A 14,629-nucleotide genomic window follows, 5' to 3' on the forward strand; every position below is an offset into this window, starting at 1 on the left:
GACGACCGGCGCGCTCCGCGTTACCGTGAGCGCACGCCATGGAAGGTCAGTGTATCGCCGGGAAGTATCGCCTTGCCCGGCTCCTCGGCAAGGGCGGAATGGGCTCGGTGTGGCTGGCAGAGCACCTGTCGCTCCGCACGCCGGTGGCCATCAAGCTCATCGACGTCGAGGCCGCCAAGAACGCGGGCGCCCGCGCGCGCTTCGATCGCGAAGCGCAGCTCGCGGCGCGGATCCGCAGCGCCCACGTGGTCAAGGTGCTCGACCACGGCCTGACCGACGATGGATTGCCGTACATCGCGATGGAGTGCCTCGCGGGCGAGACCCTGCGCGACCGGCTCTCCGCGCGCGGGCGGATCACGCTGGCGGAGACGGCGAAGGTCGTATCTCACGTGTGCCGCGCCCTCGCGCGCGCCCACGAGGCCGGGCTCGTGCACCGCGACATCAAGCCCGAGAACATCTTCATGGCGCGCGAGGATGACGGCGAGATCGTCAAGATCCTCGATTTCGGGGTGGCGAAGGCGACGGACGCGCTCTCCATGGCGGGGGTGGATCCCACGCGCACGGGCGCGCTCCTCGGGACGCCTTACTACATGAGCCCGGAGCAGGCGAAAGGCCTGAAGAGCGTCGATTACCGGTCTGACCTGTGGTCCCTGGGAATCGTGGTCTTCGAGTGCCTCACCGGCCAGCGCCCCTTCACGGCCCCGGCGCTCGGCCCGCTCATCGCGAAGATCCTGGGGACGCCTGCGCCCGCGCTGTCGGCGGCGGCGCCTTCCGCGCGCGTCCCCGCGGAGGTCGAGGCCTGGATGCGCAAGGCGCTCGCCGTCGATCCGGACGCGCGCTTCGCCTCGGCCAGGGAGCTCGCGGAGGCGTTCATGGTGGCGTCGGGCACGGCCGACTCGATGGAGCGCGGCCCCTCGGCGGGCCTCCCGGGCGCGCGGTCGCCGTCGGCCGCGGGCTCCCGGGCCGGGGCGTGGGACACGGCCGACACCGTGGCCCTGGCCCCGAGCGGCGCACCCCCGCCGGCCGCCGCGACGCTGCCGGCCGCGGCCGCGACGCTGGCGGTCGCCGCCGTGACGCCGCCGGCCGTCGCGCCGCCGGCCGCCGCCGCGCCGCGCGCCCCGGCGGGTCCGGCGGCGGCGCCTGGCGCGGTCGCGGCGGCGGCGCCGGCGGTGCGCGGCCTGATCTGGGCGGTCGTCGTGCTGGGGATCGCGCTCCTCGCGGTGGGCGGCGTGCTCGCGGCGACCCTCCTGCGGTGAGCGGCGCCGCCGGCCTCGCGGCGCGCCAGCGTGGCGCCGCCGGCCTCGCGGCGCGCCCCCGACCGCCGGGCGCGGAGCCTCGACGCCCCGCCCCGATCGCGGCCGCCGTCGCCGCGTCGCGCGGTGCGCTGCCTTCCCGCTTGATCGCGCCGCGACGCGAGAGATACCCTCCGCGCATGCGCCGCCTGGTCTCGTGCGTCCTTCTCCTCTCGTCGTTCGCCCTCGCGCCGGGTTGCGCGACCTACACGCAAGATCTCGATCGTGCCCGCAGCCACTACGAGGCGAACCGGTTCGAGCAGGCGCTGGCGCTGTTCCGCGTGCTCGAGCACGACATGGACTCGTTCTCGGTCCCGGAGCGGGCGCAGTACGCCTACCTCCGGGGCATGACGGACTACCGCCTGGCCGATCTTGCGCCGCAGGGCACCGGTGTCGCCGATCCGCGCAAGGGCTACCGCGACAACGCGCGCCACTGGCTCGGGCTCGCCGCGGCGATCGAGAAGCAGACCCCCGGCGGCATCACGAGCGAGCAGAAGGGCCGGCTCACCGAGACGCTCGCGGATCTCAACCGCGACGTGTACGGCGGCGCCGAGGCGCTGCCGGAGGGCGGCGCCGCGCCGCAGCCCGACGCTGCTCCTGCATCGCCCGCCGATGCGTCGGAGCCTCCGGCGCCCACGCTCTGACCGCAGCGCGCCCGCGTCCGCGGTGCTCGCACGCCCCCCGCGCGTCGCCGGCGCCGTGCGCCCGCGTCGTTCCGCGCGCCCGCGTCGTTCCGCGCGCCCGCGTCGTTCCGCGCGCCCGCGTCGTTCCGCGCGCCCGCATCGTTCCGCGCACCGGCACTGCACCGCGCGCTCGTCGTGCGCTTCGTGCGAGCGTCCCACCGTGTGGGCGCGCTGGATGGCCTGGACAGGAGCTGCGAGAGGAGACGTGGGGCGGGGCGCCGTGCGCGGCGCTGTGGGATCGCTGGTCAGCCGGGTCGCGCTACGACATCCGCCGGCGCAGCGATTCGATCTCGTCCTTCGCGGCGAGCTTGTGTTTCTTGAGCTGGGCTGCCTCCATCCTCTCCCCCGGTGTTAAGAAGGCCCGTCGACCCAGCTGCCTGAGCCGCGAGTCGAGCTCGCGATGACGCGCTTCCGCCATGCTCAGCCGCTGCTCCGGGCCGACTGCCGTCATCGCGCGAGGAGAGATGATCTGATGCTTCATGTACCCACCTCCAAGGCCCACAAGAGGGCCGTGATGCCTTCGAGAGCCCACAACAGAAGCCCTCGTTCCGATCGTCGCTGGAGAGGAGATCGCCGCCGCGAGCTATGAGCGAACAGCGGCCTGTTGAACGAAGCGAGATTACCGCATCATGGCGGCTCGATGCAGGCTTTTTGTCGGGGGGTACCCTCTGTAACATCCCGGAACAGCAGCTGAAACCAGGGTTTGCCCTACAGGCGCACAGCGGTACACCTTCGTTCCGGACGGCCAGGCTGGCATCTCCGTCCGCGCGAGAGGGACAACCTCGACCGTGGGGCTATTCTTCCCGGGCCATGTCGCTTCCCCGCATCGCCCCGCTCGCCGTCCTGACCGCTGTGATCGCCTCGGTCGGATGCACCTCCGGGGCCACCGCGCGCTCCCCGCAGGCGGCCTCGGCGCGCGCGCCGGTCGAGCTCGCGCCGGTCGTCGTCTCGCCCTACTCGGACGCGGAGCTCGCGGCGGAGTTCGAGCGGGCGCGCGCGCTGCTCCTGGCCGACAAGGCGCGCGAGGCGGCGCCCCTGTTCGATCGGCTGGTCCGCCTCGCGCCGGACGGCGAGGTCGCGCCGCCCAGCCTGTTCAACGCCGGGCTCGCGCACGAGGCGCTCGGCGATCGCGCGCTCGCGGCCGAGCGCTACCGCGAGGTCGCGCGGCGCTTCCCGGACCACGCGGTCGCGCGCGGCGCCCTCTTCCGGCTCGCGCGCGCGGCGGCCGCCCTCGAGCGGTGGCCCGAGCTCGTCGAGGTCGCGCGCCGCCTGCTCGGCCTCGGCGATCTGAGCGTCCTCGAGGCGATCGAGGCGCGCGGCGCCCTCGCGCTCGGCCTCGTGGAGCAGGATCTCGTGGAGGCGGCGGCGCGTCAGATCGGGCTCGCGCGCGATCTCATCGAGGCGCACCGGCTGGGCGAGGCGGGCAAGCCGCCGCTCGAGCTCGCGCAGGTGAGCTTCGCGCTCGGCGAGGTGCGGCGGCGCCGGAGCGAGGCGATCACCTTCGTGCCGGCGCCGCCAGACTTCGCCGAGGCGCTGGAGCGGCGCTGCCAGGGGCTGCTCGACGCGCAGAGCGCCTACACCGAGGCCATGCGGAGCCTCGACGCCCACTGGTCGGCGATGGCGGGCTACCGCATCGGGCAGCTCTACAAGGAGCTCCACCGCGACGTGATGCAGGTCCCGCCGCCGCCGAGCGCCGACACCCCGAGGAAGAAGCTGCTCTTCGAGGGGGCGATGCGCCTGCGCTACCGCGTGCTCCTGGAGAAGGGGCAGAAGATGCTGGCCGGCACCGTCCGCCTCGGCGATCGCACCGGGGAGGCGCCTTCGTGGGTCCTCCGGGCCCGCGACGCGCAGCGCGAGATCGAGCTTTCGCTCGCCGACGAGCAGGCGGCCCTGGCGCGGCTCCCGTTCACCGAGGCCGAGCTCCTGGCCGCGCTCGACGCCCTGAAGACCGAGGCGCCGCGGCGGCCGTGATCCCCGCGCGGGCGGCGGCGGCCTGAGCGCCGCGCGGGCGGCGGCCCTGGGCCCCGCGCGGGCGGCGGCCGGGCGCGAGGCGCTCAGTTCAGCTTCGGCTCGCACCCGAAGAGCACGTCGAGCTTCGCCTGCACCTCGCCTTGCACCGCCCTGCAGGACGCGGGGCAGAGGACGATCTTCTTCGGTTGCAGCTCGTCGTCGTAATACCACCCTGGCCCCGCGCCGCAGTCGGCCTCGCCGTCCGCCTTCGGGATCTCCAGCGCGCTGGCGCTCGCCGTCGCGAACTTCACCGCGACCCGGCTCGTGTCCAGCGTCGCGCCCGCGGGCGGGTCGGGGATGAGGAGCTCGCAGGGCAGCGCCGACGCGCGGATCTCGGCCATCTTCGCCGAGAACGCGGCGACGTCCGCGGTGACGTCGAACGCGCGCGCCGTCCCGCCCGCGGCGGCGATCTGATCCAGGTTGGACACGGTCGAGCCCTCCACGGCGATGACGTACGTCTGGACGCCGTTGTAGTTGAGCGCCCGCTGCGCGATCTCCGCGGTGCTCGCGACGGTGTTGTCGGCGCACCCGGACGGATCGCCGTCGGTCGCGAGCACGACGATGACCTTGTGGGACGGGTTGGCGTCCTTGTAGGCGGTCGCGTTCGAGAGCACCCCCTGGAGCGCCGGGCGCATGGGCGTCCCCCCGCCCGGCGCGGTGCGCTGGATGGAGGCGCAGATCTCCGGCGTGTGCAGCGGCAGCTCGCCGATGGCGACCGCGAGCTCGTCATAGACCGTGTGCTCGCAGTCGTTCGTTCCATTGTTGCCGCGCGGGAAGTAGGTCAGCCCCACGTTCATCCCGGCGGAGGCGGCGTCGTTCACGAACGTGGAGAGCGCGCTCGTGACGCCGCTCCATTTCGCGCCGAGCATGCTCCCGGAGCGATCGAGCAAAATGAGCATATCGAGCGGCATGAGCGCGGCCTCCGCGCTCGTCTGGGCGCAGGAGGAGCCCTCGTCGAAGCCGCCCTCGCCGGTCGCGCCGAACCCTCCCGCGCCGAGCGACGCGCCTCCGCCCGTGGCGCTCGCTCCGAAGGCGCCGCCTCCGCCGCCCCCGCCGTCCTCCGGCGGGTCGACGCGCGCGGGCCTCCTCTCCTCGGTGGCCGCGCAGCCGCCCGACGGCGCGGCCAGCCCGGCGGCGACGAGGAAAGGGGCAAACACCAAATGACGTCGGAAGGACATCTCTGCGCTCCTCTTCAAATTGATGCGACGTGGCTCGCGGCCGCGAGGGCTCCACGCGCGAAGTGGTCTGTCTATCGAGGGGGGCGAGCTCCGAGACGATCTCGTCAGCATACTGCAACTCTCGAGCGAGGGGCGATAGGGGCTCTCCGGTTTGTGGGCCTCCTTGGTGACGTGATGTCTTTGCTCTCGTCGCTGTCTTGTTTTCGTGGCTCCTCACGGCCCCTCGCGACGCGAGAGGCCTCGTGTGCTCTTTGACACCGCACACCGCACACCGTGCACCGCGCGGCCGCCGGCGCCGCGGCGCGGCGCGCGAGGACCGTTCCGGGTGCTCGCGCGCGGGAACATCATGTTTCCTTGCGCGGCCGCGAAGGACGCGTAATTCCCACGAGGTGCGTCACGCTTGCTGGAAAGAGGCGAACATGACTAGGTGGATTCCATGGGTAATTGCCGCTGTCGCCCTGACGGATCTCGGCTGTTCGACCGCGACGTCCGCTGGCAGCTCGGGCGCGGCGGGGGACGGCGGCGCGCCGGGCGCGAGCGGCGCGAGCGGCGCGAGCGGTGGGGGCAGCGGGGGCGGCGCCGGCGCTCCGTGCGAGATCGACTGTTCGCTCGTCCCGACGCCGCAGTGCATGGCGGCCGTGTGCAACGAGGCGACGCGCAAGTGCGAGCTCGTCCCCAGCGCGGGCGGGGAGCCGTGCGACGACCGGGACGCCTGCACGGTCGGCGAGGCGTGCGCGGACGGCGTGTGTCAGGGCGGCGCGCAGGAGGACTGCGGCATCGAGCCGGACAGCTGTCATGTCGTCACGTGCGTCGACGCGCGCGGCGAGCCCCGCTGCGGGGTGGAGCCGAAGGAGGACGGGGCGTCGTGCGTGACGGAAGATCGCTGCGTGCTGAGCGCCGCGTGCGCGGACGGCGCCTGCGTCGGGACCCAGCGGGATTGCTTCTTCTTCCAAGTGCCGGACTCCTGTCATGTGGGCGAGTGCAACCCGGCCACCGGTGCGTGCGAGGCGGTCCCCGGGAACGAGGGCGCGCCGTGCGCGGACTCCGGCGACCTGTGCATGGTCGGCAAGACCTGCCAGAGCGGCCGCTGCGAGGGGGGCGTCCCCAAGGACTGCAGCGCGCTGAGCGTCGGGTGCAACGATGGCGCCTGTGATCCGGGCTCTGGCAATTGCTATGCTGAGCCGATCGCGCCGGGCGGCGCCTGCCTCTCCGGGACCGACGAGTGCAATCGTGGCGTCTGCGACGAGCACGGCGCCTGTATTTCCATCCCTACCCCGGGGGCGTCGTGCTCCTCACGGACGGTCGGCTGCACGCGCGGCGTCTGCAGCGACGCCGGGGTGTGCACGGCGCGCTCGGTCCCCGACGGGGGCGTCTGCGTCGACGGCGACTGGTGCACCGTGGGGGAGTCCTGCCTTGCCGGCGTCTGCCAGGGCGGCGGCGCCGCCGCGACGCCGGCCGTCTATTTCCGGGATACGTTCGAGAGCAACGCGGCCGGGTGGGAGCTCGGTCCGACCTGGCAGATCGGCGCGGCGGCGGCGTCCACCGGGCAGACCTACGGGCACGCCGATCCGGCGCTCGATCATACGGAGACGCCGGACAACGGGGTGGCCGGCGTGGTCATCGGAGGGAACGCGCCTCCGGGCGTTCATCCGTATTTCTATCTGACGAGCCCAGTCATCAACGCCGATGTCGAGGGCGGCGTGTATCTGACGTTCTGGCGCTTCCTGAACAGCGATGAGGCGCCCCACATGACGAACCGGGTCGAGGTCTACGACGGCGTCCGGTGGAAGGTGCTCTTCGAGTCGGGGACCTACCCCGGCGTCCGCGACCCGGCCTGGACGAAGATCCGTTACGACCTGACCCCCCACAAGAGCGCGCGCCTGCGGATCCGGTTCGGCTACGAGATCGGGCGGGACTCCTTCGTCGACACCGTGTCGAGCTGGAACATCGACGACGTGGAGATCGCGAACGCGGCTTGCCCGTAGCGCGCGACGCGGAGGCTCGGGCCAGCGAGGCGCGGAGGGCGCGCGGCGGCGCAGGGGCGCTGCGCGCTCCGCGGCTCCTCTCGGAGGCTCGAGGCGCCGCCGCCCCGATTCACCGCTCCACGACCGGCGCGAGCGCGGCGGCGATCGCGCGGGAGACCTCCTCGACCGTGCCGCCCCCGTCGACGTGGATGACGCGGTCCCCCGGCACGAGCTCCTCCGCCCGGCGGTAGGCCTCCGCGAGCCGCGCCTGCAGCTCGGTCTTCTCGAACAGCTCCTCTGCCCCCCCGCGGCCGCGGCGCCGCTGCTCGGCGATCTCCGGCGCGACGTCGATCACCACCGTGGCGTCGGGCCGCCGCGCGTAACGGTTCAGCGTCCGGATCCATTCGAGAATATCCCCGGGCTCCCCGCCGTCGGCGGCCGTCGTGGACTGGTAGGCGAGGCTCGACAGGTCGTAGCGATCCGAGATCACGACGTACCCGTCGCGGAGGAGCGGCTCGACCTCGGCGCCGAGGTGATCGAGGCGGTCGGCCGAGAAGAGGAGCGCCATCACCTCGGCCTGGCGGGCGCTGGGCAGCGAGATCCGGTGGGTCAGCACCTGCCGGAGCAGCGCGCCCACCGGCCCGGCGCTCGGCTCGCGGGTGACGTGGACGAGGCGCCGCGCGGCCCTGAGGTGCGCCGCGTAGCGCTCGGCCTGCGTGCTCGTCCCGGCGCCGTCGATGCCCTCGAAGACGAGGAAGACGCCGCGGCCGGCGTGTCCGGCCGGGCGCGGGGACGGGGCGGCGGCCTCCTGCTCGGCGCTCGTCCTCGCCGTCATCTACCCGATCTCCTCGACAGCGACGGGCGGCGCGTCCGCCCCGAGGACGACGTTGTCGATGAGGCGCGCCGTCCCGAGGCGGACGGCGACCGCGAGCAGGGCCCGGTCGCCGATCGCGGCCTCCTCGCTCCAGATCGCGAGGGACTCCGGGTCGGCGAGGTCGACGTAATCGATGCTCGTCGCGACGGCCGCGAGGCGCGCGCGCGCCGGCCCGAGGAGCGCGGCGGGGCGCCGCTCGCCGCGGGCGAAGGCGCGGCACGCCTCGGCCAGGGCGAGCGGGATGGCGCGCGCCGCGCTCCGCTGCTCGGGCGAGAGGTACGCGTTGCGCGACGACATGGCGAGGCCGTCGGGCTCGCGCAGCGTCGTCGCCCCGACGACCTCGACGGGCAGGAACAGGTCGGCGACGAGCCGCCGGATCACCTGGAGCTGCTGGTAGTCCTTCCGGCCGAAGACGGCGACGCAGGGGCCGGCGAGCGCGAGCAGCTTCGTGACCACGGTGGCGACGCCCTCGAAGTGCCCGGGACGGTGGACGCCGCAGAGCGGGGCCGCGGTCGCGCCGACGCGCACGCGCGTCTCCTCGCCGGGCGGGTACATCGCGTCGACCTCGGGCGCGAACACGCCGGCGGCGCCGGCCTCGGCGCACGTGGCGCGGTCGCGCTCGAGCATCCGCGGGTAGCGCGCGAGGTCCTCGCCCGCGCCGAACTGCGTCGGGTTGACGAAGATGGTCACCGCGACGAAGTCCGCTCTCCGCCGCGCCTCCGCGATCAGCGCGAGGTGGCCTGCGTGGAGCGCGCCCATCGTCGGAACGAGGCCGACGCGGCGCCCCGCCGCGCGCGCCCGCTCGCAAGCGCGCCTCAGCTCGTCCGGATGTCGCCAGAAATCCATGGGCGGACCCTACCAGACCTGGGCTAACTTCGGAGCTTCGACCATGATCGACCTGCCCTCTTCCACCGACACCACCTTCGGCTCCGGCCCAGGCGGCGACTCGGATACCGCTCAGGCCGACCGGCCCGGCGCGGGCTCCGGCGACTCGGCCGGCGCGAGGTCGGGAGCGAGCGCCGCCCCGGCGAGCGGCCCGGTGTCGATCCCCGCCGCGTCGGGCCCCGCCGCGGCGGGGCCGATCCCGATCGAAGGGGACCCGAATCACTACCTGAACCGGGAGCTCTCGTGGCTCGAGTTCAACGCGCGGGTGCTGGCGGAGGCGAGATCGCACGAGGTGCCGCTGTTCGAGCGCCTCAAGTTCCTGAGCATCTTCTTCTCCAACCTCGACGAGTTCTTCATGGTGCGCGTCGCCGGCCTCCAGGCGCAGACGCAGCGCACGATCGCGGAGGTCCCGCCGGACGGGCTCACGCCGCACGAGCAGCTCGTGGCGATCGGCGCGCGGGTCCACGCGCTCGTCGACGACGCCTACCAGCTGTGGAACTCGGACCTGATCCCGGCGCTCCAGCGCGCCGGCATCGTGATCGTCAAGCCGGACGAGCTCGGCCCGACCGAGCTCAGCGCGCTCGACGATCGGTTCCGCACCGACATCTTCCCGATCCTCACGCCGATCGCGATCGACCCGGGGCACCCGTTCCCGCACCTGCGCAACAAGATGATCAACCTCGGGATCATGTTCTCCCGGGAGCACGAGGCGCAGGAGCCGGGCTTCGCCGTCATCCAGGTGCCGCCGATGCTGAGCCGGCTGATGAAGGTCCGCGTGGAGGGCGCGACGCGCGCCTTCGTCCTGCTCGAGGACGTGATCGCCCGCCACGTGAAGGATTTCTTCCCCTCCGGAAGGCTGCGGGGCACGTACCCCTTCCGCGTCACCCGGAACTGGGACCTCGAGATCGACGAGGAGGAGGGCGAGGACCTCCTCGAGACGATCCAGGCCGAGCTCCGCCGGCGCGACCGCGGCAACGCCGTGCGCCTGGAGATCGGCATCGGCGAGGGCGCCGGCACCTCGGTCCAGCGGCTCTGCCGCGCCCTCAAGGTCGACGCGTCGCTCGCGGTCTACCGGGTGCCTGGGCCGCTCCACATCGCCGATCTCATGGGCATCGTCGCGGAAGACGAGCGCCGCGAGTACCGCGACGAGCCGTTCTCGCCGCAGGTCCCGCCGCTCTTCCGCGACGTCGAGGACGTCTTCGCCGTCATCCGGGAGCAGGACGTGCTCCTGCACCACCCGTACGAGTCGTTCGATCCGATCGCCGAGTTCGTCTCCCGCGCGGCGGACGATCCGAACGTCCTCGCGATCAAGCAGACGCTCTACCGGACCGGCGGCGACTCGCCGATCTTGAAGGCGCTCGCGCGCGCGGCCGAGAGCGGCAAGCAGGTGACGGCCATCGTCGAGCTGAAGGCGCGCTTCGACGAGGCGAGCAACATCCAGTGGGCGAGGACGCTCGAGCAGAGCGGCGTGCAGGTGATCTACGGCCTGCTCGGGCTGAAGACGCACGCGAAGGCGCTGCTCGTCGTGCGGCGCGAGAAGGACAAGCTGCGCCGCTACGTGCACCTGTCGACGGGCAACTACAACCCGCAGACCGCGCGGCTCTACACCGACATCGGCCTGTTCACCGCGAACCGGGAGATCGGCGAGGACATGACCTCGCTCTTCAACCTGCTCACCGGCTACAGCGCGCCGCCCAAGTGGAACCGCCTCATCGTGGCGCCGCTCGGCCTGCACGAGGCGGTGCTGGGCCTCATCGCGCGCGAGGCGGCGCACGCGCGGGCCGGGCGCAAGGCGGAGATCGTGGCGCAGATGAACGCGCTCGTGGACGTCGACGTCATCGACGCGCTCTACGCGGCGTCGCAGGCCGGGGTCGACATCAAGCTCGCGGTGCGCGGCATCTGCTGCCTCCGGCCGGGGATCCCGGGGCTCTCGGAGCGGATCCAGGTGCGCGCGATCATCGATCGGTTCCTCGAGCACAAGCGGCTGTTCCGGTTCGCGAACGGCGGCAACGAGGAGGTCTACATGTCGAGCGCCGACTGGATGCCGCGCAACTTCCACCGCCGGGTCGAGCTGATGGTCCCGATCATCGAGCCGGCCATCCGCTCGCGCGTCGACGACATGCTGAACACCGTGACCTCGGACACGGCGAAGACCTGGGAGCTCGCGAGCGACGGCAGCTACCACAAGCTCCAGGTGCCGAGCGGCGCCCCGCAGCTGCGGTCGCAGCAGCGCTTCATCGAGCTCGCGCGCGAGCGGGTGAAGCTCAGCGATCCGCTGGCGCGCGGCGGCGGCCGCTTCCACATCCTCCGCATGCCCGCGAGCGCGCCGGACGGCGAGTCGCGGCACCGCAAGGGCGGCAAGAAGAAGAAGGGCCTATCCTGAGCGACGGCGCGCCCCGGCGGCCTCGCGCGGGCCGGGGGCGGGCGAGGGGAGCGCCGTCAGAACCGCGTCCGCAGCGCGGCGGACCCGGGGCCGAACGAGAGCGTCGTCTGGGCGGGCTCCTCGGGCGCCTCCGCGGTGGCCGGCACCTTCTTGCCGCCGATGATCCAGAGCGGGATGCCCACGGCGAGCATGATGCCGCCTCCGATCGAGACGAGCGCGCCGGCGACCTGGCGGGGGCCGTCGGTGCGCGTGTCGCAGATGCCCGTGCCGCCGCCGAAATCGCAATAGATCTCGTAGCGCTCGCTCGCCGAGGCGAGCAGGCCGGTGCCGGCGAAGAACGCGATCGTGCCGCCGGCGGTGAGCGCGATGCCGCCCAGCATCAAGCCTGGGCTGTTTCGGCGCAGCGGGACCGGCGGCGGCGCAGGCGGGATCGCCTCTGCGTGCGACGGGTAGCCCGGCGGGAGCGGCGGGTAGGCGCCGCCGTAGGGCGCGTAGCCGCCCTGGTAGCCGGGCGGCGGGTAGCCAGGCGATGCTCCCGGCGGGGGCGGAGGGGCCTGCTGCGGCGGCGCGGGGTACGGCGGCGCGGGGTACGGCGCCGCTGGCGAGGGCGGCGCGGCGCCGGGCGGCGCGATGGGCGCGGGCGTCGCAGCGTCCGTCGCCGCGGGGGGAGCGCTGCCGGGCTGCGGCGCAGCGGGCGGCGCAGCGGCCGGCGGCGCAGCGCCCGGCTGTGACGTGACCGGCGGCACGGCGGCCGCGCCGGGCTGACGTGGAGCGGCCCCTGGCTGGGCCGGCGGCGCCGCAGGAGGCTGCCGTTGCGGCGCAGGTTGCGCGGGCGCGGTCGTCGCGACGAGGAGGCCGGACAGCGCGACGGCGAGCGGCAGGGCGAGCGTCCGACCGCACGGGAGCGGCGAGGGGCGCGACGTGCGGGCGGCGTCGGGCGAGGCATTCAAGCGAAGCATCTCGGGCGTCCTTTCATCGCAGCGGTTTCGGTCATTCGTAGGGCGCGTCGGCGGGCCTTGGCGCTGGGTCCGGCGGGGGCGCGGCGCCGGCCGGCGGCGTGGCTCCAGCCGGCGGCGTGGCTCCAGCCGGCGGCGCGGTTCCGGCCGGCGGCGCGGCTCCGGCCGGCGGCGCGGCTCCAGCCGGCGGCGTCGCGCCGGTTGCCTGCGTTGCCGAGGCCTGCGGCGTCGCTCCGGCCGGCACGGCGGCTGGCTTCGCCGCGCTCGCGCGTTTCTTCGGCGGCGCTGCGGCTGCGGCTGCGGACGCGGCGCCCGCCGCTGCCCCCTGCGGGCCGGCGCTGGTCGCAGCGCGCTGCGAGGCCGCAGCGCTCGCCGGCGCCGCTGCGGTCGCTTCGGCCGTGACGATGGTCGGCGGCGACGAGTCGACGGGAGGTCGCGCCGGCGGCTCGCTCGCCTCCGCGGGCGCCTCAGCAGGCGCGCTGGAGGGCTCCGGCGCCGCGCGCTCCTGCGGCGGGGGAGCGGCGCTCGCGGGCTCCGCCCTGGCGCGCTCCGGCGCGCGGGGCGACTGCGCGGCGAACACGATCACCGCGGCGAGCGCCACGACGCCCAGGAAGACGAGGAGCACGCGATCTCTCCCCGCCTTCGAGCGCGCCCCGCCGCCGCGGGCTCGCGCGGGCTCCGCGCCCTTCGCAGCGGCGGCGCCTCGCGCTCGCGCGGGCTCCGCGCCCTTCGCAGCGGCGGCGCCGCGCGCTCGCGCGGGCTCCGCGCCCTTCGCGGCGGCGGCGCCGCGCGCTCGCCCGCTGAGCGCGTCGTCTCCCTGGCGGCCCGTCGCGGGCTCGACCCGTGCTCGATCCGCCGCATCGTCGACCGGGTCGCTGCGCGACGGCGGCCCCGCGATCCTCGCGTCCACGCGGGACGCAGCCCCTGACGCGGCGCCGTTCTGCGGCGCCTTCCGCCGGCTTTCTTTACGCTGAGCGCGTGAAGGCTTCTTCGCCACGCAGCGACCGTACCGAACAGCAGCCGGGCCGCCAAGAGCCGCCGGCGCGCGCCGGCGTCCGCTTCGTGCCGCGCGCGAGCGCCCTGCGCAGCGCTCTCCCGAGCGGCGCGATCGCGCGCCGGTCAACCGCTCCAGGGCGCGCCCGAGCACCGCGCCCATCGCCGAAGATGCCGCCGAAGATCAGCGCGCGGATGCATCCAGCAGGAACGGGCGTCGTACCGCTTGACACGGTTCGGCTCCTGGGTATCCTGCGCGTCCCCATCCCTCAGGTGGAAATCCGCGTCTCTATGCCGACCATCAGCCAGCTCATCCGCCAAGGCCGCGAGGCCGCCCGCTACAAGACGGCCTCTCCTGCGCTCAAGTCCTGCCCGCAGCGCCGAGGCGTGTGCGTACGTGTCTATACCACGACGCCGAAGAAGCCCAACTCGGCGCTCCGCAAGGTCTGCCGTGTCAGGCTGAGCAACCAGATGGAAGTGACGAGCTACATCCCGGGCGAAGGCCACAACCTGCAGGAGCACTCGGTCGTCCTCATCCGTGGCGGCCGCGTGAAGGACCTGCCGGGCGTGCGCTACCACGTCGTCCGCGGCACGCTCGACGCGTCCGGCGCCGCCGGGCCGAGCTCCACCAACAAAGCCACCCGCAACCGCAAGCGCTCGAAGTACGGCGTGAAGCGCCCGAAGGCCTGACCGGGCGATAGCCGAGCAGAGGAACGAAGATGCCCCGTCGTCGCGAAGTCCCGAAGCGGAAGATCATCCCGGACCCGAAGTACAAGGACAAGCTCGTCGCCAAGTTCACGAACTCCCTGATGCAGTCGGGCAAGAAGGCGACCGCCGAGGGGATCCTCTACGGCGCCTTCGACATCGTGCGCGACCGCTTCAAGGAGGAGCCGATCGACGTCTTCCGGAAGGCGCTCGACAACGTGAAGCCGAAGCTCGAGGTGAAGAGCCGGCGCGTCGGCGGCGCGACCTACCAGGTCCCCGTCGAGGTCCGCCCGGAGCGGCGCGTCGCGCTGGCGATGCGGTGGCTCGTGACCTACTCCCGCGGCCGCGGCGAGAAGACGATGCGCGAGCGGCTCGCCGCCGAGCTCGTCGACGCGGCGCAGAACCGCGGCAACGCGGTCAAGAAGCGGGACGACACGCACAAGATGGCGGAGGCCAACAAGGCGTTCGCCCACTACCGGTGGTAGGTGAGCGAGGCGGCCAGCGCGGATCCCGGATCTGCGCTGGTTCGTTCATTTGACGGTTCGTCACGTCGCATTCCCAGGCGAGGAGACGCGTAGAGCGAGATGGCACAGTCGACATAAGGATCGGGTTACAGAGCCGGTCTTCTCGAGGGAGCGCGACAGCGCTCGCCTCCCGGAGACCTAGAAAAGTTGCTGCTGTACCCCGACACCCTCTCCAGGTTCAA

The 14,629-nt window shown here is 73.5% G+C and carries 13 protein-coding genes; 7 read left to right on the forward strand and 6 right to left on the reverse strand.

The genetic code is table 11. From position 1 onward, the window contains the following. The first annotated feature begins 38 nt into the window (after window positions 1–38). Complete coding sequence (locus NQZ70_RS06175) at window positions 39–1,256, forward strand: serine/threonine-protein kinase (protein WP_129573388.1); 1,218 nt, start codon at window positions 39–41, stop codon at window positions 1,254–1,256. Window positions 1,257–1,432: 176 nt separating this feature from the next. Continuing rightward, window positions 1,433–1,936, forward strand: a complete 504-nt coding sequence (locus tag NQZ70_RS06180; protein ID WP_129573389.1) for a hypothetical protein — start codon at window positions 1,433–1,435, stop codon at window positions 1,934–1,936. A 298-nt stretch (window positions 1,937–2,234) separates the two neighbouring features. Here NQZ70_RS06180 and NQZ70_RS06185 read toward each other — a convergent pair whose 3' ends face one another. Further along, the gene (locus tag NQZ70_RS06185) at window positions 2,235–2,456 is read right to left on the reverse strand and encodes a YdcH family protein (RefSeq protein ID WP_129573390.1); all 222 of its coding nucleotides are present in this window, start codon (window positions 2,454–2,456) and stop codon (window positions 2,235–2,237) included. 329 nt (window positions 2,457–2,785) lie between these two features. On the opposite strand from NQZ70_RS06185, the gene NQZ70_RS06190 reads away from it, so the two are divergent. Continuing rightward, the gene (locus NQZ70_RS06190) at window positions 2,786–3,946 is read left to right on the forward strand and encodes a tetratricopeptide repeat protein (protein ID WP_129573391.1); all 1,161 of its coding nucleotides are present in this window, start codon (window positions 2,786–2,788) and stop codon (window positions 3,944–3,946) included. 83 nt (window positions 3,947–4,029) lie between these two features. On the opposite strand, the gene NQZ70_RS06195 is transcribed toward NQZ70_RS06190, so the two are convergent. Continuing rightward, on the reverse strand, window positions 4,030–5,163 hold the full coding sequence (locus NQZ70_RS06195) for a vWA domain-containing protein (RefSeq protein WP_165373811.1): 1,134 nt from the start codon (window positions 5,161–5,163) through the stop codon (window positions 4,030–4,032). 419 nt (window positions 5,164–5,582) lie between these two features. Here NQZ70_RS06195 and NQZ70_RS06200 point away from each other — a divergent pair, with 419 nt between their 5' ends. Continuing rightward, window positions 5,583–7,148: a hypothetical protein gene (locus NQZ70_RS06200; protein WP_129573392.1), complete on the forward strand. Its 1,566-nt coding sequence runs from the start codon at window positions 5,583–5,585 to the stop codon at window positions 7,146–7,148. Window positions 7,149–7,257: 109 nt separating this feature from the next. Here NQZ70_RS06200 and tmk read toward each other — a convergent pair whose 3' ends face one another. Next, complete coding sequence (tmk, locus tag NQZ70_RS06205; protein WP_129573393.1) at window positions 7,258–7,962, reverse strand: dTMP kinase; 705 nt, start codon at window positions 7,960–7,962, stop codon at window positions 7,258–7,260. Beyond that, complete coding sequence (gene panC / locus NQZ70_RS06210) at window positions 7,963–8,847, reverse strand: pantoate--beta-alanine ligase (protein ID WP_129573394.1); 885 nt, start codon at window positions 8,845–8,847, stop codon at window positions 7,963–7,965. It lies immediately after the preceding gene. A gap of 43 nt (window positions 8,848–8,890) precedes the next feature. On the opposite strand from panC, the gene ppk1 reads away from it, so the two are divergent. Continuing rightward, entirely contained in the window at window positions 8,891–11,269 is a 2,379-nt protein-coding gene (ppk1, locus tag NQZ70_RS06215) for a polyphosphate kinase 1 (protein WP_129573395.1), read from the forward strand. Window positions 11,270–11,325: 56 nt separating this feature from the next. On the opposite strand, the gene NQZ70_RS06220 is transcribed toward ppk1, so the two are convergent. Both NQZ70_RS06220 and NQZ70_RS06225 read right to left on the reverse strand, forming a co-directional pair. After that, on the reverse strand, window positions 11,326–12,228 hold the full coding sequence (locus tag NQZ70_RS06220; RefSeq protein ID WP_129573396.1) for a hypothetical protein: 903 nt from the start codon (window positions 12,226–12,228) through the stop codon (window positions 11,326–11,328). A gap of 31 nt (window positions 12,229–12,259) precedes the next feature. Further along, window positions 12,260–12,850 carry a hypothetical protein gene (locus NQZ70_RS06225; protein ID WP_129573397.1) on the reverse strand — a complete coding sequence of 197 codons (591 nt, stop codon included), beginning with the start codon at window positions 12,848–12,850 and terminating at the stop codon, window positions 12,260–12,262. Between the two features lie 659 nt (window positions 12,851–13,509). Between NQZ70_RS06225 and rpsL the strand changes: the two genes are divergently transcribed. Both rpsL and rpsG read left to right on the forward strand, forming a co-directional pair. Beyond that, entirely contained in the window at window positions 13,510–13,908 is a 399-nt protein-coding gene (gene rpsL, locus NQZ70_RS06230) for a 30S ribosomal protein S12 (protein ID WP_012233473.1), read from the forward strand. A 29-nt stretch (window positions 13,909–13,937) separates the two neighbouring features. Next, entirely contained in the window at window positions 13,938–14,408 is a 471-nt protein-coding gene (rpsG, locus tag NQZ70_RS06235) for a 30S ribosomal protein S7 (protein ID WP_012233474.1), read from the forward strand. The last annotated feature ends 221 nt before the right edge of the window (window positions 14,409–14,629 follow it).

The organism is Sorangium sp. So ce836 (assembly GCF_028553905.1).
Classification (GTDB): domain Bacteria; phylum Myxococcota_A; class Polyangia; order Polyangiales; family Polyangiaceae; genus Sorangium; species Sorangium cellulosum_D.

Coding starts and splice junctions, on each gene's coding strand:
- NQZ70_RS06175 (WP_129573388.1), top strand. CDS start 39: ATGGAAGGTCAGTGTATCGCCGGGAAGTATCGCCTTGCCCGGCTCCTC.
- NQZ70_RS06180 (WP_129573389.1), top strand. CDS start 1,433: ATGCGCCGCCTGGTCTCGTGCGTCCTTCTCCTCTCGTCGTTCGCCCTC.
- NQZ70_RS06185 (WP_129573390.1), bottom strand. CDS start 2,456: ATGAAGCATCAGATCATCTCTCCTCGCGCGATGACGGCAGTCGGCCCG.
- NQZ70_RS06190 (WP_129573391.1), top strand. CDS start 2,786: ATGTCGCTTCCCCGCATCGCCCCGCTCGCCGTCCTGACCGCTGTGATC.
- NQZ70_RS06195 (WP_165373811.1), bottom strand. CDS start 5,163: ATGTCCTTCCGACGTCATTTGGTGTTTGCCCCTTTCCTCGTCGCCGCC.
- NQZ70_RS06200 (WP_129573392.1), top strand. CDS start 5,583: ATGACTAGGTGGATTCCATGGGTAATTGCCGCTGTCGCCCTGACGGAT.
- tmk (WP_129573393.1), bottom strand. CDS start 7,962: ATGACGGCGAGGACGAGCGCCGAGCAGGAGGCCGCCGCCCCGTCCCCG.
- panC (WP_129573394.1), bottom strand. CDS start 8,847: ATGGATTTCTGGCGACATCCGGACGAGCTGAGGCGCGCTTGCGAGCGG.
- ppk1 (WP_129573395.1), top strand. CDS start 8,891: ATGATCGACCTGCCCTCTTCCACCGACACCACCTTCGGCTCCGGCCCA.
- NQZ70_RS06220 (WP_129573396.1), bottom strand. CDS start 12,228: ATGCTTCGCTTGAATGCCTCGCCCGACGCCGCCCGCACGTCGCGCCCC.
- rpsL (WP_012233473.1), top strand. CDS start 13,510: ATGCCGACCATCAGCCAGCTCATCCGCCAAGGCCGCGAGGCCGCCCGC.
- rpsG (WP_012233474.1), top strand. CDS start 13,938: ATGCCCCGTCGTCGCGAAGTCCCGAAGCGGAAGATCATCCCGGACCCG.